This window comes from Bizionia argentinensis JUB59 (assembly GCF_000224335.1).
Classification (GTDB): Bacteria; Bacteroidota; Bacteroidia; order Flavobacteriales; family Flavobacteriaceae; genus Algorimicrobium; species Algorimicrobium argentinense.
Genome location: NZ_AFXZ01000067.1, coordinates 230,977 through 257,368, shown reverse-complemented (window position 1 = coordinate 257,368; position 26,392 = coordinate 230,977). Strand labels below are relative to the sequence as shown.

The 26,392-nt window shown below is 34.7% G+C and carries 18 protein-coding genes and 1 tRNA gene; 5 read left to right on the top strand and 14 right to left on the bottom strand.

What is annotated here, in order from left to right:
- Positions 1-125: 125 nt before the first annotated feature.
- Entirely contained in the window at positions 126-329 is a 204-nt protein-coding gene (locus BZARG_RS14785; protein WP_123766988.1) for a hypothetical protein, read from the bottom strand.
- A 381-nt stretch (positions 330-710) separates the two neighbouring features.
- Here BZARG_RS14785 and BZARG_RS14780 point away from each other — a divergent pair, with 381 nt between their 5' ends.
- On the top strand, positions 711-2,012 hold the full coding sequence (locus BZARG_RS14780; RefSeq protein WP_008639459.1) for a DUF2254 domain-containing protein: 1,302 nt from the start codon (positions 711-713) through the stop codon (positions 2,010-2,012).
- Positions 2,013-2,089: 77 nt separating this feature from the next.
- Here BZARG_RS14780 and BZARG_RS14775 read toward each other — a convergent pair whose 3' ends face one another.
- From BZARG_RS14775 to BZARG_RS14725, 11 genes are all read right to left on the bottom strand, one after another.
- Positions 2,090-3,553, bottom strand: a complete 1,464-nt coding sequence (locus BZARG_RS14775) for a hypothetical protein (RefSeq protein ID WP_008639644.1) — start codon at positions 3,551-3,553, stop codon at positions 2,090-2,092.
- Positions 3,554-3,555: 2 nt separating this feature from the next.
- Entirely contained in the window at positions 3,556-5,511 is a 1,956-nt protein-coding gene (locus BZARG_RS14770; protein ID WP_040288916.1) for a T9SS type A sorting domain-containing protein, read from the bottom strand.
- A gap of 23 nt (positions 5,512-5,534) precedes the next feature.
- Positions 5,535-5,981, bottom strand: a complete 447-nt coding sequence (locus tag BZARG_RS14765) for a response regulator (protein WP_008639467.1) — start codon at positions 5,979-5,981, stop codon at positions 5,535-5,537.
- Positions 5,971-7,833, bottom strand: a complete 1,863-nt coding sequence (locus tag BZARG_RS14760; RefSeq protein WP_008639421.1) for a PAS domain-containing protein — start codon at positions 7,831-7,833, stop codon at positions 5,971-5,973. The genes BZARG_RS14765 and BZARG_RS14760 overlap by 11 nt, the downstream gene beginning before the upstream one ends.
- The gene (locus tag BZARG_RS14755; protein WP_008639710.1) at positions 7,826-8,230 is read right to left on the bottom strand and encodes a DUF7793 family protein; all 405 of its coding nucleotides are present in this window, start codon (positions 8,228-8,230) and stop codon (positions 7,826-7,828) included. The genes BZARG_RS14760 and BZARG_RS14755 overlap by 8 nt, the downstream gene beginning before the upstream one ends.
- Positions 8,231-8,427: 197 nt before the next feature.
- Positions 8,428-11,706: a sigma 54-interacting transcriptional regulator gene (locus tag BZARG_RS15375; protein WP_008639517.1), complete on the bottom strand. Its 3,279-nt coding sequence runs from the start codon at positions 11,704-11,706 to the stop codon at positions 8,428-8,430.
- 434 nt (positions 11,707-12,140) lie between these two features.
- Positions 12,141-12,214, bottom strand: a tRNA-Asp gene (locus BZARG_RS14745).
- Positions 12,215-12,334: 120 nt separating this feature from the next.
- Positions 12,335-13,264, bottom strand: coding sequence for a DUF58 domain-containing protein (locus BZARG_RS14740; protein ID WP_008639636.1), 930 nt, complete (start codon positions 13,262-13,264; stop codon positions 12,335-12,337).
- A 220-nt stretch (positions 13,265-13,484) separates the two neighbouring features.
- On the bottom strand, positions 13,485-13,802 hold the full coding sequence (gene trxA / locus BZARG_RS14735) for a thioredoxin (RefSeq protein WP_008639686.1): 318 nt from the start codon (positions 13,800-13,802) through the stop codon (positions 13,485-13,487).
- A gap of 363 nt (positions 13,803-14,165) precedes the next feature.
- Positions 14,166-18,554: a DNA polymerase III subunit alpha gene (gene dnaE, locus BZARG_RS14730; RefSeq protein ID WP_008639600.1), complete on the bottom strand. Its 4,389-nt coding sequence runs from the start codon at positions 18,552-18,554 to the stop codon at positions 14,166-14,168.
- A gap of 352 nt (positions 18,555-18,906) precedes the next feature.
- Positions 18,907-19,356 carry a ferritin-like domain-containing protein gene (locus BZARG_RS14725; RefSeq protein ID WP_008639669.1) on the bottom strand — a complete coding sequence of 150 codons (450 nt, stop codon included), beginning with the start codon at positions 19,354-19,356 and terminating at the stop codon, positions 18,907-18,909.
- Positions 19,357-19,808: 452 nt separating this feature from the next.
- Here BZARG_RS14725 and BZARG_RS14720 point away from each other — a divergent pair, with 452 nt between their 5' ends.
- Both BZARG_RS14720 and rimM read left to right on the top strand, forming a co-directional pair.
- Positions 19,809-20,333, top strand: a complete 525-nt coding sequence (locus BZARG_RS14720; RefSeq protein ID WP_008639767.1) for a 30S ribosomal protein S16 — start codon at positions 19,809-19,811, stop codon at positions 20,331-20,333.
- Positions 20,334-20,477: 144 nt separating this feature from the next.
- Positions 20,478-21,005, top strand: a complete 528-nt coding sequence (gene rimM, locus BZARG_RS14715) for a ribosome maturation factor RimM (RefSeq protein ID WP_008639471.1) — start codon at positions 20,478-20,480, stop codon at positions 21,003-21,005.
- Here rimM and BZARG_RS14710 read toward each other — a convergent pair.
- Positions 21,002-22,210, bottom strand: coding sequence for a sensor histidine kinase (locus BZARG_RS14710; protein WP_008639461.1), 1,209 nt, complete (start codon positions 22,208-22,210; stop codon positions 21,002-21,004). The genes rimM and BZARG_RS14710 overlap by 4 nt on opposite strands.
- Positions 22,211-22,313: 103 nt before the next feature.
- Here BZARG_RS14710 and BZARG_RS14705 point away from each other — a divergent pair, with 103 nt between their 5' ends.
- The gene (locus BZARG_RS14705) at positions 22,314-23,051 is read left to right on the top strand and encodes a tRNA1(Val) (adenine(37)-N6)-methyltransferase (RefSeq protein WP_008639493.1); all 738 of its coding nucleotides are present in this window, start codon (positions 22,314-22,316) and stop codon (positions 23,049-23,051) included.
- Positions 23,052-23,114: 63 nt separating this feature from the next.
- Positions 23,115-24,293 (top strand): acyl-CoA dehydrogenase family protein, encoded by a 1,179-nt coding sequence (locus BZARG_RS14700; protein ID WP_008639591.1) that lies wholly within the window; start codon positions 23,115-23,117, stop codon positions 24,291-24,293.
- An 805-nt stretch (positions 24,294-25,098) separates the two neighbouring features.
- Here BZARG_RS14700 and wecB read toward each other — a convergent pair.
- Positions 25,099-26,187: a non-hydrolyzing UDP-N-acetylglucosamine 2-epimerase gene (wecB, locus tag BZARG_RS14695; protein ID WP_040288915.1), complete on the bottom strand. Its 1,089-nt coding sequence runs from the start codon at positions 26,185-26,187 to the stop codon at positions 25,099-25,101.
- Positions 26,188-26,392 lie beyond the last annotated feature (205 nt).

Here is a 26,392-nt window from a genome sequence, read left to right as displayed (position 1 = left end):
ATCGTCATCCTACTTGGTTTAAAGGATTAGATTAAACAGAAACCCTTGTCTGTTGCCAGCTAGGAGTTCCTGTTAGACGAAATTAAACTATTTAAACAATCTCTTTTAATAATATTGACAAAATTCTATCCGTGAGCTGGAATATCTTTTCCTTTTTTTACATGTCTATTAACTTGAAATGCATAATTAAAGTCTCCTTTTTGGGAAACTTGTTCATCATTATTAGATGTTTTCGGGTTTGCTTCTGTCTTTATATCTTTTTGAATAGTAAGACCTGTAAGTGTCAAACAAAAAATAGCTGCTACGAAAGTAATTTTAAGAGTTTTCATGTTAATTGGTGTATTAAGTATTAAATTATAATTATGCATCAATGATGATGGTTGGATTATTCTAGTTAAACGTCTTATTTTTCGCCTTCTATTTTTAATTATTTATATAAAAAAACAAACAAGCGATTTATGCGGATTAATTGTTTTTAAAAGAGATAACTAACTCACTTCTAAGACTTATTAAAACACATTGGACGTCCACTAATATAGGAAACATTATTAGTTTATCGATTGAACAATTTATTTTATCGATGAAGCGCAAGAATTTGAAATATTTTCTTACATAAAATTATTTTAAATTTTATTCAATAAATAAGAAGCATATGCATGTTCAGTAATTATCACAAAAAAACTTATTAACTTGTAACCTTAATTCACGTTATGAAATCACTTTACAATCGCTTTATTAGTTTTATAAACACTATAAGAGGCAAAATAGCTTTCTACCCGACCCTCTTTAGCTTTGTTGGCTTTAACTTTGCTATGCTTATGTTGTATCTGGAAAAAGAAGGTATTTCAGCATTTGTTATTGAGCATGTTCCACAGCTAGTAATTAATAATGCAGATACAGCCAAAACACTTTTAAGCTTTTTAACGGGTGGTATTATATCCATCATGGTTTTTAGCTTTTCTATGGTAATGGTATTACTAAATCAGGCGTCTAGTAATTTTTCTCCGCGCGTGTTACCCGGTTTAATTTCCAATAGAAATCATCAATTTGTTTTAGGGATTTATTTGGCCACTATTTTATACAACACGTTTACACTGGTTGGTATTAATCCGCAGGAAACCGATAAATATCAATTACCAGGTTTTTCGGTACTTATCGGTATTGTGTTAACAGTGATTTGCTTGGGTGCCTTCTTGTACTTCATTCACTCTATATCTCAATCCATTCAGGTTAATAACATTTTAGATAGCATTTACAAGAAAGCGAAAAAGCGTTTGGATCAATTAATAGAAAAAGAATCGGAAAACGTACCTGACTTTCCGGACACGTCCAATTGGATATCTTACCACAGTTCTGAAACTGGTTATTTTCAAAATATTGCCAAATCTAATCTAATCGATATTTGTGAAAAAGAAAACATTCAACTAAAAATTTTAGTTATTCAAGGTGTGTTTGTTTTAGAAGGTATACCGATTATTCAAGTTAGTAAAGAAATAGATGAGGAATTGGTTAAAGATATCCTTTCTAACTTTAATTTTTCCAGAGGTGAATTTGTTGAAGATAATTACACGCTGGCTTTTAAACAAATTACCGAAATTGGCATGAAAGCCATGTCGCCCGGCATAAATGATCCCGGAACTGCCATTAGTACCATTGATTATTTAACGGAACTCTTTGCTTTACGGCTTAAAAAAAACGACCGCACTATTTTCACATCCGATGATAATGAACGTTCCTTAATTGCCGTAACCACCATAGATTTCAAGGAATTATTGTACCAAGTTATGGTGTCTTACAGAACCTATTGCAAACACGATTTAAGCTGTATACAGAAGCTCTTTATCATGTTTAAATATTTATTACTGCAACAAGCCCATTTACCAGAATATCAGGATGCTTTACAAGCAGAAGCCAAACTGCTTTATGAAGACAGCCAAACAACAATACAAAACGCTACAGATTTACGACGGATTGAGAAATTGTATCAATCTTTGCCGAATGTGAGAAATTAAAGTTTCGTTTTGATGAATTCTAACATTAAAAAAGCTTCAATTTCTTGAAGCTTTTTTAGACTTTTGTTAAAAAGAGTTTAGTTAACAATTAAATTATAAGATGTAATTAATATCTGTTCACTTCCAGAATTTGTATTTCGCACATATATTTCAATATAATCATTTTTAACAACATTGACTGTTCCAATTACTGTAACCGAATGTCTTCTATTTATATCCGTAACATCCACAACCGCTTCAGTACCAGTTACTTTTGAGCCGTTTTTATATATTGAAAATGCAAATCGGGTACCCGATGTTGTGGTAAATGATATTGCAGCAAAAATATTTATTGGCCTTCTAGTTTCCCCTCGATAAATAAGTCGATTTTCATTACCAGCTCCTGTGCCTTTAGCTGTTCTGAAAAGCGATGTTGCTATAGTATTTACTGGTAATTTAAAAGGCGTTGTATTACTGACAGTCAATACATTGGGTGTGTTAGCTTCATCATAATACAAATTACCAGTAGCTACATCATCATTTTCCCGAGGAATACCAGGAGCACCGACTGTCCAAGCATTGTTAAAGTTAAAATCTAAATATGTACCAATTGTATAACCTTTAATGTAACCTGTGGCTGGAGGTGTCCCGCTAAAAACCGTTCCCTGCAAAATACCAGTTGATACATTAGGGTTGCTACTAACATCTAAAGCTATATCTGCTCCATCGACACTGCTAAATCCACTAACTTTCTCTATTAGACCAAAGGCACCAGAAAAGGTTTCAAAAGTACCATTATTATTAGCAAACCATCCTTGATTATTAAGCAGTAAATTACCAATGTTAGAATAGGTAATTCCATTTGCATTATTTAAAAACTGAACGATGTTTGCAAAATAAAGACCAAATCCAGAAATAGCCCCAACACTATTCATTCCGTCAATAATAGTATTTTGAACAAAAAGAAATGAATTGGTTGCGATTCCTGGACCCGTAATTTCAAAAGCTTTGGTGCCTTTCAAGGTGACGTTTCTAATACTACCACCTGAATTTCCTTTAAAAACAACTCCCGTTGACGAAAGTACGTCTTCACTAGCATCCATCCCAGAAACGTAGGCGTTGTTTAAATTGATAGGTTTAATCAAATTAATCGTTCCATTAATTTCATAATAAGTATTCGTATCTAGTAAATAACCTGTGGCACCACCATCTATAGATTCTTGCGCTAAATCAGCAACAGATTTAATCAACTTATAATTATTTCGTTTTACAGAAGCATCATTTGCTAGTTTTATCCAAGTAGATGAAGCTGTATTATAGAAGTAAAAGGCTTTCTCGGTAGTGTCAAACACCAGTAAACTTTCGGCTGGTGCAGTAATTGCATCTCGCTCTAAAGTAGTCATTCGTGGCGCTAACAAGCCTTGAGTCGTAGACTGAACATCCAACATGGCTGATGGATCAGGCGTTATTGTTCCAATACCCACTTGGGCATAAGTTGTGGCGGTTAATAACATAACGGCTATTAAGCCACAGATATTTAAGAGTATTTTTTTAGCTTTCATATTTAGTATTTTATAATTTTAGTAGATTTTTGTGCACGATTTGTTTTTAAAACAACTAGATAAACGCCGTTGCTTTGATTAAAAGGAATACTGATTTTATTTTGATTGGAAAGATTATCTGTGAGTGCTAAAATTTGTTGTCCAACCATGTTGTAAACTGTGATTACTGATACTTCTAAATAATTAGGATTAGCAACCACAATTTGATCTTGACCGTTATAAAAAATGCTAATTTGATTTAATTCGGTTTCTGGCGTAGATAAATATTTTGAAGGCTGAAATACAATAGAAAATCGATCTGAATACTCACCTGGAGGTAAATTAAAGGTATAATCAGAATCTGATAAACTGTAGGTTACATCTTGCTCATTATCTTTTAAATACACCGTGCCCTCAAAATTCTCAATAGCATCTAGCATAAATTTGTGGCTTCCTGTTTCTGAAATTATTAAACCTAAAGGAAACTCCATAGTATCAGAAAAGCTATTAACGCCTTGAATGGCGTAGCGCTTATTGACATGGTTTTCTATAATAAAAAAAGCATCATTTGTTCTCGTTACATATTGCAAGGCGTCATATCCATTATTATGATTTAAGTCGGCTGGCGAATTGGGAAGAAAGCCTAAAGCCATCTGTCTATGAAACCCTTGCGGATCTTCATAACCAATACGTATATAAGAATTAGGATTTTCCAGTAACGCGTCAGAATTTCTATAAAAAATAGATGCGTCGTCTTTTTCTGTCTTAAAAACACGTTGCGAATTATCAAAATTTATGGCTCCTGAACCAATAGCTGTTGTAAAAAACCCTTGTCCTACGGGTACAAATTGTGTGGGTGCTTCCACTGTCCCAGAATTTCCTAATCCAGAAATCATAGTGGACGTAATGGCTGGAGGTGCTCCAGTGGTTAAATTCCATATAGCATAACCACCCAAATAATCTGATAAGTTATGATTAGTTGAGCCGCCATCTACCCAAAAGTATAAGGCATCTACTATAGTCGAATTTTGCTGAATAAATTTCTCGGCATCTAAAGCTGAAGGATACGGGTTTCCTAATAAAATTTCTTCACCGCTTGAAATATTAAATGAATAATTGCCATTATTTGGCGCGCCATAATAGACATAATTTTGATTTGTAGTCGTGGCATTTGCGCCTTTCATGATATAACCTTCCCCTGGTGATAAGACTGTATTTTCAGTGATACTAATCCATTGGTTATAAGCGCCTGTTCCACGAGCATACTTATAAAGCCATCTTTTATTTATGGTTAAAGCATTAGTAACATTTCCAGGAACATCTGTTTCTGGTGGTAAACCGTTAAATGGTGATCCAGAATTAAATTGCACTTGGGTCGGATTAAAAGGATTAAGTGGCGAATCCGTACCATCAAATTTTCCACCTAGAAGCTTAAATGTGCCACTAATATTCACTGGAGACGACCAATAATTGTAGGCATACGGAGAAACTGTTCCTTGTTGATCTCTTAAAAGCTTACCAAAACCAACTGTATTATTATCTAAACCTGCGTGAGACTGAATAAGTTGCGATTCGCCAGTTAAGCGCAGGTCCCCATTTGTTAAATTCATGGCATGAGAAACATGAAGATTAAATTCATCGGCTACCGAAACACCTTGTTGTCCTGCTGCTGTAACATCAACTTCCAGATTGTAAAAATTAGCTTCTTTACTGGTTCCAGATAAATTAATTAAAGGATTAGTTGCACTTATAAAATAAGTAGTCCCTGCTGCAGCAACTGTTGCTCCATTGTTTGTAAAATTATTATTTAAATGCAAATTACCATCGGAATCATGAGTTCCAGTATTTGTGTAGGCGTTCTGAAAATAAACATCCGTATTTTCGGATATTTTCAGATCCCCATTATTTACAATTTGTGCATTGGCCATGAAGCCGATACCCCATGTAAAGAACAAAATAAGTTTAAGTTTTAAATTCATTTTTTTAGGATTTAGATTAGGGTCTATACTATTTTCTTAAAGGGCTCATCTTGAATCATGTTAACCGATTTATCTAATAAGCTTTTAAGTTTATCAACTGTTAGTGGTTTGGTAATATAACCTGCACAAAGCGATTCATTTTGAGCTTTTCTAACATCATCAGGGCTAGTAGAAGATGACAATATGTAAACTTCTATCTTATTTTTAAGTAAGGTACTAAGTTGCTTAAATTCTTTAAAAAAATTAAACCCACTCATTTCTGGCATATTTATATCCAATAGAATTACACTCGGTATTGTTTCCGATTCTATTGTTTCTTTCAAATCCAACAGCTTTAAAAAACTCAATGCCGAATTCCCATTATTAAAAACCCTCGTTTTTACTTCAGGGTTATATTTTTCAATGATTCTTTGATTAACAAACAAATCAATTTTATTGTCGTCAATTAGCATAATATTATTAATTGTCATTCCCTGTACTTTCTTTTAGATTTGGTAAGCACACACTAAATGTCGTGCCTTTATTAAATTTACTTTCTACGCGTGTTTCACCGTTAAAATCGTCCGTAATACGTTTTACTATATAAAGCCCAAGACCAGCACCATTGGATTCTTCATTGCTAACCCTAAAATAAAGATCAAAAACTTTATCTATATGGTTTTCTTTTAGTCCCAGTCCATTGTCGGTTACGCTCATATTAACATCCTGATTTGTAACATTAATAAGGATATTAATAGTTGGTATAAAAGCTACGGTTTTTGGTTTAGCAAAACGTAGCGCATTATGGATTAAATTTTGTAAAATAGAATCAATGAGGTCTCTATTAAAGTAGAAATCAGTCTCCTGTTCTATGGCAATATGAAATGCTACAGACTCGAAATTTTTAATCCCCTTAAGCCCTATCATGGTGCTACCTAATATTTTCTGAAAATCTACAATCGCAATGTCGCGTCGCTTTTCAGAAATAATAGAAGCAAAAGCTAAATCGTCTAATAACAGTCTCCCCTTTTCCAATGTTTGATCGAGCATATTTACAATAAGTGACACTCTTTTATTTAGTTTCTCCTCTTTCAACAAGTGCAAAAGACCTTCGGCAGACGTTAAGGGTGCCTTTAGGTCATGAGCTGAACGGTATAAAAACAGCTCTAAATCTTTTGAGGTTTTTTTAAGTTTTGCTTCTAAAGCCTTTCGTTTCGATATATCCAACATAAATGCACAATAGAATTTCTCTTTTCCATTTCGCCAATGACTAACGGCAAATTCTAATGGAAACTCTTCGCCATTTTTTCGCAATCCTAGCAACTCAATATTCTCTCTGCAAACATATTTATCTAGCTGCTCTTTTGCTTTTAAAAGTTCCTTAACTCCTGTCTCACTATGTTTCTTGGAAATTAAAATGGTTAAGGGTGCTCCAATAATTTCTGCATTAGAGTAACCAAATGCAAGTTCAGCCCCTTTATTCCATTCTATAATATTACCCACACTATTGGTCACCACCAGAATACCCACATTAATGGATTGGGAAATGTTGCTATATTTAGTTTCAATAGCTTTTAGTTTAGTATTTGGTTTGGTTTTTTGCTTTACGGTTTTTAACGTGGCGTAAATAATTTCCTCATTTAAATTGTAAACAGGGTTTATTTTTGATACATATAACCTTTGATTGCCTTTGGCAGATAAACCCAAAGACTGGAATTCAGCTTTTTTGCCTTTATTAAAAACTTTATGGATTTGAGCCCTAACAAAATCGTGATTAATGGGGTTTACAAAATCAAATACGGAGCAACCTACAATACGACTCTCACTTTTTTTCAAAGAACGATCAGATGCATTAATAATTTCTCCCTGCACATTAAGATACAAAATATTTTTTATATAGTTATCTTGCCAAAAACCTTTTTCACAAAATTGAGGTGCACTATCTTTAAATTTTGAGTAATAATTACTAATATCCTTACAAATAGTTGTGTACTTAACCACCTCTCCTTGATCATTATGTACTGGCGTAACAGTTGCATTTAAAGAATAAGCTTTATTATTTGTGCTTTTATGAAACAGAATACCGCTCCATTCTTTACCTGTTAAAAGCGTCCTCCATAAATTATAAAAAATCGTTTTATAATTTATAACAGAATTTAGCAATTGTTTCGTTTGGCCAGTAATCGAATCATTAGGCAAACCTATTAATTGCGAAAAATTATCATTACAATAAATAAGTTTTCCACAGGTATTTGAAATAACAATAAGAAAGTGACTTTTTAAAGATGCCAATAGCACTTTATCCTGCGTTCCTAGGACAGACGTTGCAGTTTCTTTAAGCATCACGTAGATTTTTAGCTATTATACAATACTCTAAAGCAGTTTCTGGTGTGTTAAAAATTTGCATATGGGCCTTTTGTCCAAAGATTCTAATAAAAGAACCAATAAGAAGTTTAACATTGAAGGTGTCTGCTATAAAAGCATGAACCAGAATATTTTCTATAATTGGACTAGCTGTAAATAATTTTGCCGCTGATGGAGAGAAATTCCCAACAAATTGACGCGCATCAATAACGCAAGGCATGGGATTGCCTTTGGTGAGTTTCTCAATTTTAGTTAAAAAAAACCGGGCTTCATCTTCCGAAAAATAGTAATCAAGTTGATTAAATTTACAAAACAGAATGTCGTTTTCAATCCAAAATTTTACAGTGTCGAGTTTATTTAAAATAAGCGCATTCATTTGTTAGCATTTTTGGGAGCTTATAGTATAATACTAATGCCAATATATGTGCCAAACAAAATAATTGCCTTTTTAAAAACCATAAACACCTAGAATACAGCACTCCTAAATAATTAGGGAGTAATTTATCTGAAATAAAAAGCACGGTATACCGAGGTTAATGTTCGACGAAAAACATATCCACGGTATACCGCGTTTTATACAGATTTTTCCACGCCTAGTTTCTTTATTCTATCGCGTAAAGTACTGGATTTCATTTGTAAGAGTTCCGCTGCTCCTTCTGGACCATCTATTTTCCAATTTGTTTGTTTAAGAATTTTTTTTATATGAATTCTTTGCACATCGTCAAGAGAAATAACCGTAGCAGAAATTAAGGTTTCCTCGTTTGAAGATTCGAATTTAGGAATAGCAAGTTTCTCATTGTTAGATAAAATAACAGCCCTTTCCACCAGATTTTCCAATTCCCTTACATTTCCTGGCCATGAATACGATTGGAGACTACTCTTTGTTTTTTCTGAAATAAATTTAATTTTCTTATTATATAATTTTGTGTATTTGTTTACAAAATGCTCAATTAAGATTGGAATATCTTCAATACGTTCTCTTAAAGGTGGAATGGTAATGGGGAAAACGTTTATTCTAAAAAATAAATCTTCTCGAAAGTTTTTTGCTTTTACCTCTTGCTCTAAATCTCTATTTGTAGCGGCTATAATTCTAATATCTACTTTTTGAGTTACTGTGCCGCCTATTTGTTCTATTTCAAATTCCTGAATGGCTCTTAATAGTTTTGGCTGCATATCTAAAGGTAATTCGCCAATTTCATCTAAAAACAAAGTGCCGCCATCAGCCAACTGAAACTTCCCTAGCTTGTCTTTGAATGCTCCAGTAAACGACCCTTTTTTATGGCCAAATAATTCGCTTTCTATCAATTCCTTCGGAATGGCAGCACAATTCACCTTTATTAACGGTTTGTTTTTTCGCTCACTAATGTTGTGTATTGCCCGAGCTATCAATTCTTTTCCTGTTCCCGATTCCCCTAAAAGCAAAACGGTTGCATTGGTGCCGGCAACCTGCTCTACCTCGGTGAGAACTTGACTAAAAGCCCTGCTTCCGTAAACCATTTCTTCGTAGTTAAAAACCAAATCGATTTCTTCTCGTAAATAAATATTTTCTTGTTCTAACTCTTTTTTAAGCATTTTTAATTCTGTGTTAACAGACTGTAAGTTTAAATTTACATTTTTAAGCTCACTTTCAGCTGCTTTCCTTTCTTTGCTTTCTACCATAAGCCATATAATATTCGCTACTGCAGCCACAAAGCTTTCCTCTTCTCCCGAGCAAACTGCATCCTGGCCATAACGTTCAAAGCTAATTAATCCATAGCGCATTTCCCTACCGTGAATTACGGCATCCAAACGCGATGTAATTTGAGGTGGTGACATAAAAACTTTAGCATACTCTTTGGTTGCTGGGTGGTTATTTGTGTTGGCTATATTTAGAATTGAATTCGTATCAAAAGCTTCAAAATATTTCGGGAAATCAGTTTTTGGCAATATCAAATCCTCCTTACCTAGAACATCTTCTTTAACATTATAAAAAATCTTGTTTGCCAATTGATTTTCATTTTCTTTAAACTCCCAAATGGTAATTCTGTCGGCGTTTAAAACCTCGGACGATAGCTTGGCAATATGATATATGGTAGACTCATAATCCAGACCAACCATAGAAACGAGTTTAGAGATAACCTCTTTTCGCCTTAAAACAATTTGGACATGCTCTTTTAAGGCTTCTTCATCTTTAACCTTATCTGTTATGTCTATAATCGTAGTAAAGTACGCAATTGTCTTGCCGCTCCTGTCCTTGACTGATGAGAATGCTAAGGACACCGGAAATCGCTCGCCATTTTTTCGCATAAAGGTTAATTGCCGCGTGTTATTTTTCTCTTTACGTGTACCGCTAAAAGTAATTCTATCATGGATTTCAGTCGGCATATATTTATAGGGAAAGATATCACCTATTAACTCTTCTTCGGTAAATCCAGTCATTGAACATAAGGTTTTATTGACCCGAATAATTTTTTTATCCAAATCAACAACCGCCAAACCTTCTAATAAAGAGTCTATTAGTTCTTCAGAAAATTCTTTCTCTAAAATTAACTTCTTTTCAATCTTTTTACGTTCAGAGTTTTCTACTACTAATGATACAATACCGCCAACCATTGTTGCGAACTCCTCTTCTTCATCTGTCCATTTTCTGGGTTCACCTATATGCTCAAAACAGATAACCCCAAAGTGCCCATCACTACCTTTTACAAACACATCTAAAACAGCGGAAATCCCTAAAGGTTTTAAATACTCTTCAATAAACTCTATTGTTAAATCACTTTCAAAAGCGTTATCAACCCTAATGCTTTTATATTTATAAAGTTTTTTAAAGTAGTTAGGGTAATCTTTGGTGTAAATTACGGCATCACTTTTAAGCTTATCTTCATTTATATTATAGGCGCTTAAACACTTCATAGCAGTTTCATCCGCATTGAACTGCCAAATACGCACGCCATTAACCTCCATTACTTGGGCAGAAATAGAAGTGACTTCTTTGAGTGTTTCATTAAAATCTTTTCCGATCAGGTCTACTAGTTTTAAAATAGCATCCTTTTTCTGTATAGATTTTCTCGCATTTGCCTCTAATTCATTTTGATATTGTAAACGCTCTGAAATATCTACGGCTATACTAAAATAACCGATAATATCATTATTGTGATTGGTGATTTTCGTCAAGGCAATGGAAGACTCAAATCTATCTCCATTAGCTTTCTTTAAGATAACTTGCTTCCTCTTAAATTCTCCCTTTATAACTTTCTGCACGTATTCTTGAATAACGTCATATTGTTCTGTTGGCCAATGTGGAAACGGCGCTTTAGTTCCAACAATATCTTTTGCTTCAAAACCTGTTAATTCACAATATGCTTTATTTACTTTTATACAGGTAAGATCTGCATTCAATATAACCATAGTTTCATGCATACAATCTAACAGACGATCAGAGAAATTATTAGCGATAAATAGTTGATTTTCCGATTTCTTTAATTTACTGATATCTAAAATCGTAGAAACAACATACGTGATTTCTCCATAAGTTATAAGTTGAAAAGTTGCCAAACCATATGTGATTTCGCCGTCTTTTCTAGTAATTTCTACTTGGTGGTAATTGGAAAGCTCTTTTCCCGCTAACACCTCCTTTATAGAATCTGAATCATTAAATTTAATAAGGTTAAGCGCCTGTAAAGACTTCCCAATTGCTGCTTCTTTTTTATAGCCAGTAAAGGACTCCCAAGCTTCATTGACATCAATAAGTTTTCCATCCAATTTATTTGATAGAAATTGGGGTGTTGGATTAGTATGAAATATATTTGGATAGACACTTTCACAGAATGGGAAAGCATTTGATGTGTCTATTTTATTATGTGATCGGTTCATTATACAAGCTTTAATGAATTGCTTCAACAACAATATAACTAATTAACTTACATGCAATTACAACTAAAATCGATTGATTAAAGGCCCATGCAACCTATAAACATAGTATTTAAATTTGTCTTGTAAATTTGCTGTATTCTTATTATTCCAAAAAGATAACATTTTATTAGCTATAAATTAAACTTATGCTTTTAAAAATTCATGATCTTATAGTTCATGAAGCGCTAAATAAGTAATGAACTAAATACGGCATTTCTTTAAGTCAAAACCACCCTAAAACAAAAAAGCATCCCAATCTTCTATAAAGAAAAAAGGAAAGCTTTCCATCGGTTTAACTACTTAAACCATTGATAGACTACTACATCTATCAAACAACACAACTAAATTTTATTGCCAAAAAAAGCTTCAATTTCTTGAAGCTTTTAGCAATTTTGCGGTCTGGACGGGACTCGAACCCGCGACCTTCGCCGTGACAGGGCGACATTCTAACCAGCTGAACTACCAGACCGTTGCATATTGCATGCTTGATTGTTTATTACTCTCGTATTACCCTCTCAAGCGGCTGCAAATATAAACAGCTTTTTCAATATGACAAATGTTTTTGCAAGAAATTTTAAATTTTTTTTTACTACTTGAACTTTTCACGCGCTATCATATACGTTGTCAAGATGTTATTAAAATCTTTATTTATATCCGCCTCCACATAATTTATTCGATATTGCTGACATTTTAAGCGAATAGCCTTAAAATAATCTTTTACCGCCGTTTCATAGGTCTCTTTTATCCTATCAGCGTACAGATTAATATGATCTCCAGTTTCAATATCTATAAAACGCTTGGGTGTATTGTCAAAATCGAATTGAAGCTCCATTTGCTTATCGAAAACATGAAACAACACTACTTCATGCTTATTGTGTTTTAAATGCCGCAAAGCGTCAAACAACGCTTCGTCGTCGGTTTCTGTTTGAAACATATCCGTGAAAAAGAAAATTAAGGAGCGTTTATGAATTTTCTCTGCAATTTGATGTAAATACGTGTAAGTTTCCGTTTTCTTACCCTGCCCATTATTCAACATCATCGTATTTAATTGATGCATTAGCATTTGGTGGTGACGCTCACTGCCTTTTTCGGGCGCATAGAAATCGTAATTGTCACTATATATACTCAAACCAACCGCATCGCGCTGCTTTTTTAATATATGCATTAAAGAGGCCACCGCTAATGCCGAAAAAGCTATTTTGTTTAATGAATCAATGCCATACTCCTTAAGTTCCGGATAATGCATGGAACTACTATTATCCACAATTAAATGGCATCGCAAATTCGTTTCATCATCGTACCGCTTGGTATATAACTTGTCGGTTTTGGCAAATAACTTCCAATCAATATGTCGCGTACTTTCTCCTTGATTATAAATTTTGTGTTCCGCAAATTCTGCCGAAAATCCATGAAAAGGACTTTTATGTATCCCTGCAATAAAGCCTTCCACAACTTGCTTAGCAAGTAATTCTAGATTTTTAAAACCACCTGCTTTATTTAATTCACTTTGTAAATCCATTTTCTTATAGATATTAGATCGCTTCGCTGTTAAAAACTAGACTTGACCGTCTATATTTCAAAATATTGCATGAACATTTTTCTATTTTTAAAATACTCCTAAACTAAAGAATCTAAATAATTATAGCCCTAAACTAAAAAAGGTTTGCCATAACAGCAAACCTTTCTTCTTTTTTCTATTTTCCTATCTAATAGACAGGGAATCTCTAGACAAAAGCATTCTATAAAAGTGCGTCAATAGCTTCCGTGTAGGCTGTTTTTTGCGCTACACCCACTTGACGACCTACAACTTCACCCTTATGAAAAACCAATACCGTAGGAATGTTTCTCACACCGTATTTAGCAGCAAATTCCTGATTTGCATCTACATCTACTTTTCCAACAATGGCTTTCCCTTCGTATTCTTTACCAATTTCATCAATGATTGGTCCAACCATACGACATGGTCCACACCAGGCAGCCCAAAAATCAACCATTACAGGTTTGTCACTATTTAGTACTGTTTCCTCGAACGTTGCATCTGTAATTTCTAATGCCATAATATTTAATTTTAATGTGTTATACTTCAAATTTAACTGCCTGTAACCAGACATCTATGCAATATTAGTCAAAAATTTTGCAAAAGCTTACAACCATACAATTTGTTTTGTTTATGGTTGGATCACTTGCAGTTATACTATCTATTTGGGTGTAATCCTTTTTCGCTTCCACTATAAAGCTTCAGGCTGTACGCTAAACCTGCCTGCCGGCAGGCAGGTCTTTTTTTGCTCTCACGGCAAAAAAGGATACCGCTACCATTCTTTACACGGGACTTAATCATTGGGTTATAGCAGAAATTAGATGTTTATAATTTTGCTTAAACACATATATCATGACACTTCGACTGCGCTCAATGTAACAAATTAATTCAACTTATAAAAAACATCATGCTCCTCCAACTCTAATAATAATTCTTGGGTAATATGTACTTTTTGTTTTCTACTTATCATCTTTAATTTTATCTGTTCTTCATTATCATAAACAATGAAATTCAGTATATGATCCCCAATATGGCTTCGGAACACTCCTTGTAATTCGTTTATTTTCGACTCTTCCAAATCGGCAATATTTAATTGTATCGATAACTTTTTCGCATAAGCAGCCATCACATCATGCAGCAACTGAAAGCTATTAAACTGAATTCGCGGATCACTCCGAACGCCAGTTTCTTTATTAATCCAACCTTCCCGAACCAAAACCTTAACATGTACAAAGGAATTTTTTAATAAAAAGTGTCGAAACTTTAAATATTCTTCACCAAAAATTCTAAATTCAAAACTGTTGGTATAATCATCAACCGTAAAAATAGCCCATCCTTTTCCTTGTTTGCTCACCCGATGCTGTACATCGGTAACCACACATCCAAACGTTAGTTCGCGATTCACATAGGTTTCTAAATTATCTAGCAAGGCTAAATTAGCATTACAAAAAGTTTTCATTTCTATTTTAAAATCATCCAACGGGTGACCAGAAATATAAATCCCCACCACTTCTTTTTCTTGGGCTAATTTCTCCATGGTTCCCCATTCTTCACATGGCGGTACTTCGGGTTCAGCAATTTGAACATCACTAGCTTCTCCAAACAGACTTACCTGCGCCGAGTTTTCATTTTCCTGATGCTTGGCACCATATTTAATCGCTTTTTCTAAAAAGGTAATCCCATCACCATCATCATGAAAATACTGGGCACGGTGCGTATCTGAAAAACTATCAAAACCACCAGCTAAAGCCAAACCTTCAAAGGCTCTTTTATTGGCGGCTCGTAAATCAATACGCTTGGCAAAATCGAAAATCGATTTAAAATGCCCAACTTCTTCACGATTTGTAACAATAGTCATCACCGCGCCATGACCAACACCTTTAATAGCGCCCATTCCAAAACGCACGGCATTATCTTGGTTTACTGAAAACTTATAAAAACTTTCGTTAATATCTGGTCCCAAAACAGGTAATCTCATACGCTTGCATTCCTCCATAAAGAAGGACACTTGCTTAATATCATTCATATTATTGGACAGTACAGCCGCCATATATTCGGCTGGATAATGCGCTTTTAAATAGGCCGTTTGGTATGCAATCCATGCATAACAAGTAGAGTGCGACTTATTAAAGGCATAACTAGCAAAAGCCTCCCAATCCTTCCAAATTTTTTCTAATTTTTTAGCATCATGGCCATTTTTTTCCGCTTGCTCAATAAATTTCGGTTTCATTTTATCCAGAACCGCAATTTGCTTTTTACCCATGGCTTTACGCAAAACATCGGCTTCACCTTTTGTAAAGTTGGCTAGCTTTTGCGATAGCAACATCACCTGCTCTTGATAAACCGTAATCCCGTAAGTTTCTTTTAAGTACTCTTCCATGGCTGGTAAATCGTACTCAATATCTTCTTTTCCGTGTTTACGTCTGGTAAAACTAGGAATATACTCCATTGGTCCTGGACGGTACAAAGCGTTCATAGCAATTAAATCCTCAAAAACTGTAGGTTTTAATTCCTTTAAGTGTTTTTGCATCCCAGGCGATTCATACTGGAAAACACCAACCGTTTCACCACGTTGGAATAACTCGTAAGTCTTTTCATCATCCAACGGAAAACTATCAGGATCCAATAAAATATCATGTTTTGACTTAACTAATTTAACCGTGTCTTTAATTAAGGTCAGCGTTTTTAAGCCCAAGAAATCCATTTTTAATAATCCGGCGTCTTCAACAACAGAGTTATCAAATTGGGTAACATATAAATCTGAATCTTTAGCGGTTGCAACAGGCACAAATTTGGTAATATCATCCGGTGTAATAATAACACCACAAGCGTGAATTCCGGTGTTTCTAACCGAACCTTCTAGCGTTCTTGCCAGGTTAACGGTTTCGGCTTGTAAATCTGACCCTTCAGAAATATTTAAAAGCTCATGGACTTTTAGCAAATCTTCAGAGCGGAATTTAGAACTCAATTCCTTTTCACTCATGCCAAAAATCTTCCCTAATTTGGACATGGTAGGAATTAGTTTAGAAATACGATCGGCATCAAAAAGCGGTAAATCTAAGACACGAGCCGTATCCCGAATCGACGATTTGGCCGCCATGGTACCATAGGTGATAATTTGCGCTACCTGACTACTTCCATATTTTTTAATTACATAATCCATAACACGACTTCGACCTTCATCATCAAAATCGATATCAATATCAGGCATGCTTACACGATCGGGATTCAAAAAACGCTCAAAAAGTAAGTCATATTTTAAGGGATCAATATTGGTGATCCACAAACAGTAGGCTACTACAGAACCGGCTGCCGAACCCCGACCAGGACCAACGGAAACATCCATATTTCGGGCTTCGCGAATAAAATCTTCTACAATTAGGAAATATCCAGGATATCCCGTGTTTTCAATAACGCTTAATTCGAAGTCTAAACGTTCAGTAATTTCTTCCGTTAATTCTTCACCATATCGTTTTTTAGCGCCCATGTAAGTTAAGTGTCGCAAAAAAGCATTCTCACCACGCTTGCCTTTATCGGCTAAATCTTCTTCATTTTTAAAGGCTTCAGGAATATCAAAAGCAGGCAACAAAACATCACGCGCCAACTCATAAGACTCCACCTTATCAACTACTTCTTGGATGTTACTGATAGCTTCTGGAATATCTTTAAAAAGTTCCTTCATGGCGTTTGAAGACTTGAAATAATATTCCTGATTTGGCATTCCAAAACGGTAACCGCGACCACGACCAATTGGTGTGGCTTGCTTTTCACCATCTTTTACACAAAGCAAAATATCATGTGCATTGGCATCTTCCTTTTTAGCATAATAGGTATTATTGGAAGCGACTAATTTAACATTATGCTTTCGTGAAAAATCAATTAAAACCGGATTCACCCGATTCTCATCCTCCTGATTATGACGCATAATTTCAATATACAAATCGTCGCCAAACTCTTCTTTCCACCACAGCAAAGCTTCCTCGGCTTGCTTTTCACCAACATTTAAAACTTTACTCGGTACTTCACCATATAGGTTACCGGTGAGCACAATTATATCTTCTTTATATTGCTGGATGAGTTTTTTATCAATTCTTGGCAAATAGTAAAAACCATCTACAAAGGCATGAGACGATAATTTAGCTAGATTATGATAACCTTTTTTAGTCTTCGCTAATAAAACAATTTGATAGCCATTATCCTTTCTGGATTTATCTTTATGATCTTCACACACAAAAAACTCACAACCTAAAATGGGTTTTATTTGTTTTAATATTGGTTTTTCACCACGTGCTTCTGCTTCTATATTTTTTTCCTGAACATTCCTATTGTGATTCCCAACAGCTTTTACAAAGTGAAAAGCACCCATCATGTTCGCATGATCGGTTAGTGCCACGGCCGACATATTATGCTCTGCTGCACTAGCAACCAATTTAGGAATACTAATAGTAGATTGTAAAATAGAAAACTGCGAATGGTTATGCAAATGGACAAAATCCACCGCCTTTAACTCCGAAATGTTTTCCTTTATTTCTTGAGCAGACAAGCCATCATCTTGCGCTTTTAATATACGCTCACGAATTTTAGTACTCGCTTTCTTTAAATTGATGTGCTTTAAACCAATCAGCTTAATTTCCTGCGGATTCGCTTTGGAGAATTTCGCAAAATAATCTGGCTGAACATCTAACTGCTCAACAGTAAATTCCTCTCTTCTAATAAGCTCTAAAAAACAACGCGTAGTTGCTTCCACATCGGCAGTCGCGTTGTGCGCTTCAGAAAACGGTTTATTAAATAAAAATTGGTGTAACTCCGTTAAAGTTGGCAGTTTAAATTTACCATAACGCCCTCCTGGTAGTTCGCATAAACTGGCGGTATGCTCGGTACACGTATCTAAAACTGGTAGTTCTTGAAGTTTATTTTCTAGGTTTCCACGAACAAATTCGGCACCCATAATATTCAGGTCGAATTTCACATTCTGACCCACCACAAACGTGGTTTTATTTAAAGCTTCGTTAAATTTTTCTAATACTTCGTTTAGCGGCACACCTTGCTCCATGGCTAAGTCGGTAGAAATACCATGAATCTTTTCCGCATCATAAGGGATATTAAAACCTTCTGGTTTCACTAAATAATCCTGATGTTCGATACAGTTTCCCATATCATCATGCAACTGCCAAGCAATTTGAATACATCTTGGCCAATTGTCGGTATCCGTAATAGGTGCGTTCCAACGTTTTGGTAAGCCGGTTGTTTCTGTATCGAAAATTAAGTACATCTGTTGTAGAGTTGTTTTTTGTTGGTCGTTAAGCTGAACTAAACCTGGCTCAAACACCAAAATAATTTATGAGTTTGTTCAAAAAAACAAGACTATAAAATTACGTATTATTAATGGTTTTAAAAATGAAGTTAGAGTTATTTGTGCGGCGTTATAAAAAGTGCTAATGCTGAATATAATATAATTTTAAAAGCTAGAATATAGACACTAGACTAAAGTTAAATTCTTAAAAGCTTATATCCAGATTTTAAAGCGCTTCCGAACCAAACCATTACAAAAGAAAAGCGCAACTATTTCCAGCTGCGCTTAAAATTCTAATTCTAGCAATTTTTGTACTTAACTTCAATATACTCTAGGATATTAATTCCTCTTGGACTTTCTCCATGTTAATCGCGCCTTGAATCGCATTTTTATGTTTTATTAGCAGCGCGTCTATACTTGGTGGCAAAGTTCTGTCTTTAAGAAAGTCTTTATACTCTTCTAAACTTTCTTTTTCCCCACGGATGGCTTCTTCTAAAATTGCGTCCTCATTATTAGATGAAAAGGTGGCTTTAAGTGACATCCAATTTCGATGCATCGTACCTTTAAAACTACCTGAATCTTCTGGAATTTCTCCATACTGTAGTATTTCCGTTCGCAATTCTTTAGCAAACTGACTGCGTTCTGTAGCGCAGCGCTTGAAAAACATTTTCAAATCGGATTGCTCCACATTATTCATAGCATTTATATAACCTTTTTCGGCGTCATAATTTTTGACTAATAATTCGTTTAATTTGTTTGAAATTTCTTCTGTGAACTTCATAATCTCTGTCATTTAAATTTCAATAGGTTTTTTATAGATGCGTATTGTTTCACATCTACTCTAATATACAGTTTATCAAGAGTAAAGCCAAGTATATCAAGGGATACCTTTAAAACTTTAGCTGTTTTTAACATTAAATTCCACTAGACAACTGTGTTTGTTAATTTTTTTGTGAAAATCTCCTTACAAATTACAAAAACAACCTAATATTCAACATTATAACCTCATCAATTAATTCATATTACAGTAAAACGCGCCTAAACCGATAGTATTATATGCTTGGGTAGTCGAGGTACTATACTTTTCTGACTTATAACAAATTGTAAAACAGGGGTTCAAAAAGAAAATACTATCATATATTTTTACATAACTATTTAAAATTCAATAAAAAAATATAGTATCTTTGCCACCTTATTAATAATAGAGGTCGCGAACCTCACTAATTAATTTTTATGTCAGTTAAAATCAGATTACAAAGACACGGTAAAAAAGGAAAACCTTATTACTGGATCGTAGCAGCCGATGCACGAGCAAAAAGAGATGGTAAATACCTAGAAAAAATAGGTTCTTACAATCCAAACACAAACCCAGCAACTATTGAATTAGATGTTGATAAAGCTGTAACGTGGTTACAAAACGGTGCTCAACCTACCGATACTGCGAAAGGTATTTTATCTTATAAGGGTGCGATGTTAAAAAATCACCTTGCAGGTGGTGTTAGAAAAGGTGCTTTAACAGAAGAACAAGCTGAAACTAAATTCACAGCTTGGTTAGATGAAAAAGCAGGTAAAGTAGATGCTAAATCGCAAGGTTTAACAGTTGCTCAAGCTGAAGCAAAAGCAAAAGCGTTAGAAGCTGAGAAAGCAACAAATGCAGCGCGTATTGCTGCCAACACACCAGTAGTAGAAGAAGTTGCTGAAGAAGTAACGGAAGATGCTCCTGTAGCTGAAGCAGATGCTTCAAAAGAAGAAGAATAAAAAACAAAATTTTTTATACTTTTGAACCCAGACTGCTTCAGTCTGGGTTTTTTTTATATCTACAAATGTCACATCGAGCGCCGTCGAGATGTAATTAACCTGACATTTTAAAGTTCTCGACTGCGCTCGAACAGACGAAACATCATGAAAAAAGAAGATTGTTTTTATTTAGGAAAAATAGTATCTAAATATAGTTTTAAAGGTGAACTGCTAATAAAACTAGATACAGATGAACCCGATTTATACGAGAATCTAGATTCTATGTTTGTGGATTTACGCAATAATTTAGTTCCGTTTTTTATAGAATCTTCTCAATTACATAAATCCGATTTATTACGGGTGCGCTTTGAAGATGTAGACACCGAAGCAGATGCCGACGCGCTGATAAAAAGCGATATCTATTTGCCTTTAGATTTGCTTCCTAAACTAGAGGGCGATAAATTTTACTACCACGAAATAATTGGTTTTAAAGTAAGCGATGTTAATTTTGGACATGTTGGAACCGTTTCTTCTATAAACGACTCCACCGCACAAGTACTTTTTGAAATTGATCGCGATGGCACTGAAATTTTAATTCCCTTAAACGATGCTTTTATCGTCAAAGTAGACAAAGATAAAAAAGAAATTATTTTAGATACACCTGAAGGTTTAATCGATTTGTATTTAGATTAATTATCTGAACGTTTCAAATTAAAGGTAAAAATACAACCACCACTTTCTGGTAAGGATATCCTTATATTGCCACCTAAATTTTCAACCAACTTTTTAACAGTCGCTAAACCAATTCCTGTCCCTTTATTCTTGTACTTATCCTCTCCAATCACAGAGAACAAATTAAAAACAACATCTTTTTTATCTGCTGGAATACCAGGACCATTATCTTTTACTTCAAAAATATAATCGTTTTCGTTTGAAGTACAAGCAACGTCTATAACCGTTACTTCCTTATCATTATATTTAATGGAATTGGTAATTAGGTTCATTAATATTTGCGATAAAGCTGATTTATTAACTACAATATCACCAACGTTTTTACTGTAATTAAAAGTAACTTTCTCTCTATTTATATGACATAAATTTTTAATATGCTCCATATAATCTTCAAATTTCATGGACACTTTGTTACTTTCAGCCAATTCAGAATTGCTATAAAATATTAGTAAACCATCAATATAATCTCTTAAAGAGTTTGAAGAACTTTTTAAATACTGCAAGTACTCTAAAGATTGAGGAGAAGCAAGCTCCTTAAAATCATCCTCAAGTAAATCTATTAAGGATGTAATGTTTGCTAAAGGCGATTTTAAGTCGTGACTAATTACGTTAGCGAATTTCCTTAAGTTTTCATTACGCAATACCAACTCCTCTTTAAGAGCTTCAAGTTTCATATTAGCTACACGCTCTTCAAATAAACGCACAACCTGATTTGCTAAAACCTTTAAAGTAGCAATTTGTTTATGATCCAATGTTTTTGGCTTGGTATCAAAAATACATAATGTTCCTAATCTATAACCTTGAGGATCTACCAATGGCACACCAGCATAAAACACGGCACCCTGTTCTAATACTAAAGGATTATCATGAAAACGATCATCTTTTCTGGCATCTTCTATGATTGTTATTGGGTGATCAGAAATTATAGCATGGCCACAAAATGAAATATTTCTGGGAGATTGATTAAAAGGCAGACCGTAATGCGATTTGAAAAAATTTCGATCGCTATGCAATAACGTAATTAATGAAATGGGTGCGTCCGTAATTAAAGACGCCAAAGCTGTTATTTCATCATAACTACTTTCGGGTAGTGAGTCTAACAAAACATAACGCTCTACAGCACGCTGTCTTTGCTTCTCATTTTCTGGTAAAGATGGGGTTATCATTATTGAAAATATTAGAAGCCATAAAATTACAATTTAATACGTCACTTATTTATTAATTAAGAATATTTTAGCACCTTGAATCACTTTAAAATATATTTCATTAATGGCGCCCTTCAAATTTAAACAATTCGTTATTCATCAAGAGCAATGTGCTATGAAAATAGGTACAGATGCCGTTTTATTAGGCGCATGGACCTCCTTAAGCTTTAATCCGTTTTCTATTTTAGATATAGGTACTGGAACTGGTATTTTATCTTTAATGTTAGCGCAGCGCAGTAACGCAGAAATTATTGATGCTCTTGAAATTGACGATGCCGCTTATGAGCAATGTGTGGATAATTTCGAATTATCGGCTTGGGCAGATCGCCTATTCTGTTACCATGCTTCATTAGAAGAGTTCACGGATGAAATTGAAGAGCAATACGATCTCATCATATCAAATCCTCCCTTCTATATACCCTCGCTTCCTTCCGCTTCCAGAATTAAAGATGGGAAAAAGCTAGAATCTTCACGAGAAACAGCACGTTTTCAAGATGCTATGCCTTTTGAACATTTAATTAAAAGTGTCTCAAAACTGCTTTCGGAAATAGGTGAGTTTTCCGTTATTATTCCATTTCAAGAGGAAGAAACCTTTATCAATCTAGCAGCTTCTTATGCGTTATTTCCGAGTCGATTAACGCATGTTCAAGGAAACCCCAAATCGGAAATAAAGCGCAGTTTAATCACTTTTACACGGAACCATACCGAAGTAAAAAAATCGCACCTCATCATTGAAACGGAGAGACATAAATACACCGATGATTACGTGACGCTTACTAAAGATTTTTATCTGAAAATGTAATTTAAAATTGCTAACGGTAAACGTTTTCGTTATTTTTACAGCTATTACTTAAAAAAAATATACATGAAGCCAGACTTATTTGAAGCTCCAGATTATTATAACCTCGATGAGCTTTTAACAGACGAACATAAATTAGTACGTGATGCAGCCCGCGAATGGGTAAAACGTGATGTATCTCCCATTATTGAAGATTATGCACAACGTGCTGAATTTCCAAAGCAAATTATAGGTGGTTTAGCAGAAATTGGTGCTTTCGGACCTTATATTCCAGAGGAATATGGTGGTGCTGGATTGGATCAGATTTCTTATGGTTTAATTATGCAAGAAATAGAACGCGGCGATTCTGGCGTTCGTAGCACCGCTTCTGTACAATCTTCTTTAGTTATGTACCCAATTTGGAAGTATGGTAATGAAGAACAACGTAAAAAATACTTACCTAAATTAGCTTCAGGTGAATGGATGGGGTCTTTTGGATTAACAGAACCAGATCATGGTTCTAACCCAGGAGGCATGACCACTAACTTTAAAGACATGGGCGACCATTATCTTTTAAATGGTGCTAAAATGTGGATTTCAAACGCCCCTTTTTGTCAAATTGCTGTGGTATGGGCTAAAAATGAAGAAGGTCGAATTCACGGTTTAATAGTAGAACGTGGCATGGAAGGTTTTTCAACACCAGAAACTCATAATAAATGGTCGCTACGCGCATCATCAACTGGTGAACTTATTTTTGATAATGTTAAAATTCCTAAAGAAAACTTATTACCTAACAAATCGGGATTAGGCGCGCCGTTAGGCTGCTTGGACTCTGCTCGTTTTGGTATTGCCTGGGGAGCTATTGGAGCCGCTATGGATTGCTACGATACCGCTTTACGTTATAGTAAAGAGCGCATGCAATTTGGCAAACCAATTGGTCAGTTTCAATTACAGCAAAAGAAATTAGCTGAAATGATTACTGAAATCACTAAAGCACAATTATTAGCATGGAGACTTGGTGTTATGCGTGAAAACGGCACAGCAACATCTGCACAAATATCCATGGCAAAACGAAACAACGTGGATATGGCTATTAACATCGCCCGTGAAGCACGCCAAATGTTAGGCGGAATGGGAATTACTGGTGAATACTCGATTATGCGTCATTCTATGAATTTAGAGAGTGTAATCACTTACGAGGGTACGCATGATATTCATTTGCTAATTACAGGTATGGATGTTACAGGTTTAAATGCTTTTAAATAGTGCGAAACGCTCTGTTTAACTTATAATTCGAACGGGAGTTCGGTAATAATAAATGCTCTTCATAATCGAGGAGCATTTTTTTATTATTAATTATGAGATTAACCATACTGAATCTTTAATTCCCGAATCCAGGTGTTTCGAGTACTTTTATGAAGTGCTAAAAACACGACTAAACAGTTAACTGATTATGACTTCGATATAAAAATCTGACTTAATCTTTTAAAGTCGATAAACTATTTGGTTAAGCATATTCTAATCACCCATTGATTAAAGCTAAATAAATTGTCTATAGTGATGAAGCAGGTAACGCATCTAAAAACAATACGTTGTAAAAAAAACATCCTAATACTGCTGTGATTGTCTTGCATATCGACCCCTGTCTATCTCATACGCAAAATGGCATTTTGAACGCACTAGATAAACAATCTAAAACATAATTCAATTAGGACGTCTTGCTGCTTTAAATTCGAACAGATAACATGTTTAGGTTTTATAATATAACAGAGATGAACATTAAAAAAAGGGCGTCTTATACTAATTATATTCTTTTTTGTTTAGGTTATTTCACAGGTCATGAATTATGGGCAGGGATGTTTTTTAAAATTAAGGTTTAATTTAATAGTTAAAAGTCGCAGTTTACATTTTGCTGTATTTTTTATTTAAAAGAGCTATATCCGCCCCCTCTCTTCAGGTGAAGAGAAGTTGTAGCCTGAAGACATAAAGACTAATCGTAGGTTTGTTTTATTTTTTATTTCAACTTAAATTCACAAATTGTGAATCTTAAAAGAACCTCACGAATACCTTATCAATTTACACGAAGCACCTCAACAATCCGTCGGGCTGTTTTTCCATCCCACATTGGGATTTTGCTTCCTACTTTCCAGTTCCCGGCGAAAAGACGTTGTAAATAAGGTTTTATATTCTCGGGGTTTGTTCCTACTAATTCATTTGTACCTAAAGAGATGGTTTCTGGTCGCTCGGTGCTGTCTCTTAAGGTTAAACAAGGCACTCCCATTATCGACGCTTCTTCAGTTATTCCTCCTGAATCGGTTATTACGGCTTTGGCATTTTCTACTAAAAAATTAAATTCTAAATAGCTTAACGGTTCAATCATGTGCAAACAATCGTGTCTAAAATTTAAGTCTTCTAAAATTTTTGCCGTTCGTGGATGCATTGGGAAGACCAATGGCATACCTTCGGTATTATCTATAATTTCATCGAGCATAGCTCTTAGCCTTGAGGCTTCATCCACATTTGCTGGACGGTGAAGCGTTAAAACGATATATTTTTGTCTGGAAAGCTTTAATTTTAACCATATTGGTGGTGCTTTAAAGTTTGGACGTTGTTTTAGTAGGGTATCAATCATGGTATTTCCCACGAAGTGAATTCGGTCATCGGAAATACCGGCTTGACGTAAATTGGTGTTAGCTAATTCGGATGTTGTAAAAAACAAATCGGCAATAGCATCTGTTATCATACGGTTTATTTCCTCTGGCATTGATAAATCGCCAGAGCGAATACCAGCTTCCACATGTGCTACCTTAATATTCATTTTTTTAGCTGTTATACTACAAGCCATAGTCGAGTTAACATCACCAACTACCAACACCAAATCGCAAGGGTTGGCTATTAATTCCTGTTCAAAGCGCACCATAATATTAGCAGTTTGCTCGGCTTGAGTACCGCCACCAGCGCCTAAATTAACATGAGGTTCAGGAATTTCCAATTGTTCGAAAAAGCTTCCAGACATTTCCTTATCATAATGTTGTCCGGTGTGAACTAAACGATATGATATCTCAACACCTTGATTTTGGACTTCGGAAATAGCTTGGATTATGGGTGCTACTTTCATAAAGTTTGGTCTGGCTCCTGCCACTAGAGTTATAGCTTTCATTTCTTTTTAAAAGTGTTTAGTTTAATGACTTAATTAGTGATTTCTAATACATTTTTACATCCATTTTTTCCATTGGAAGCGAAAACAACCGTAAAACCCTATATTACGAAACTATATCTAAATTATCATTCATTCCTGAATTTTGTGAATTCCTCTAAAGATTTTGCTCGATCAAACCATCTAAATTTTTACGATACCTTCATTC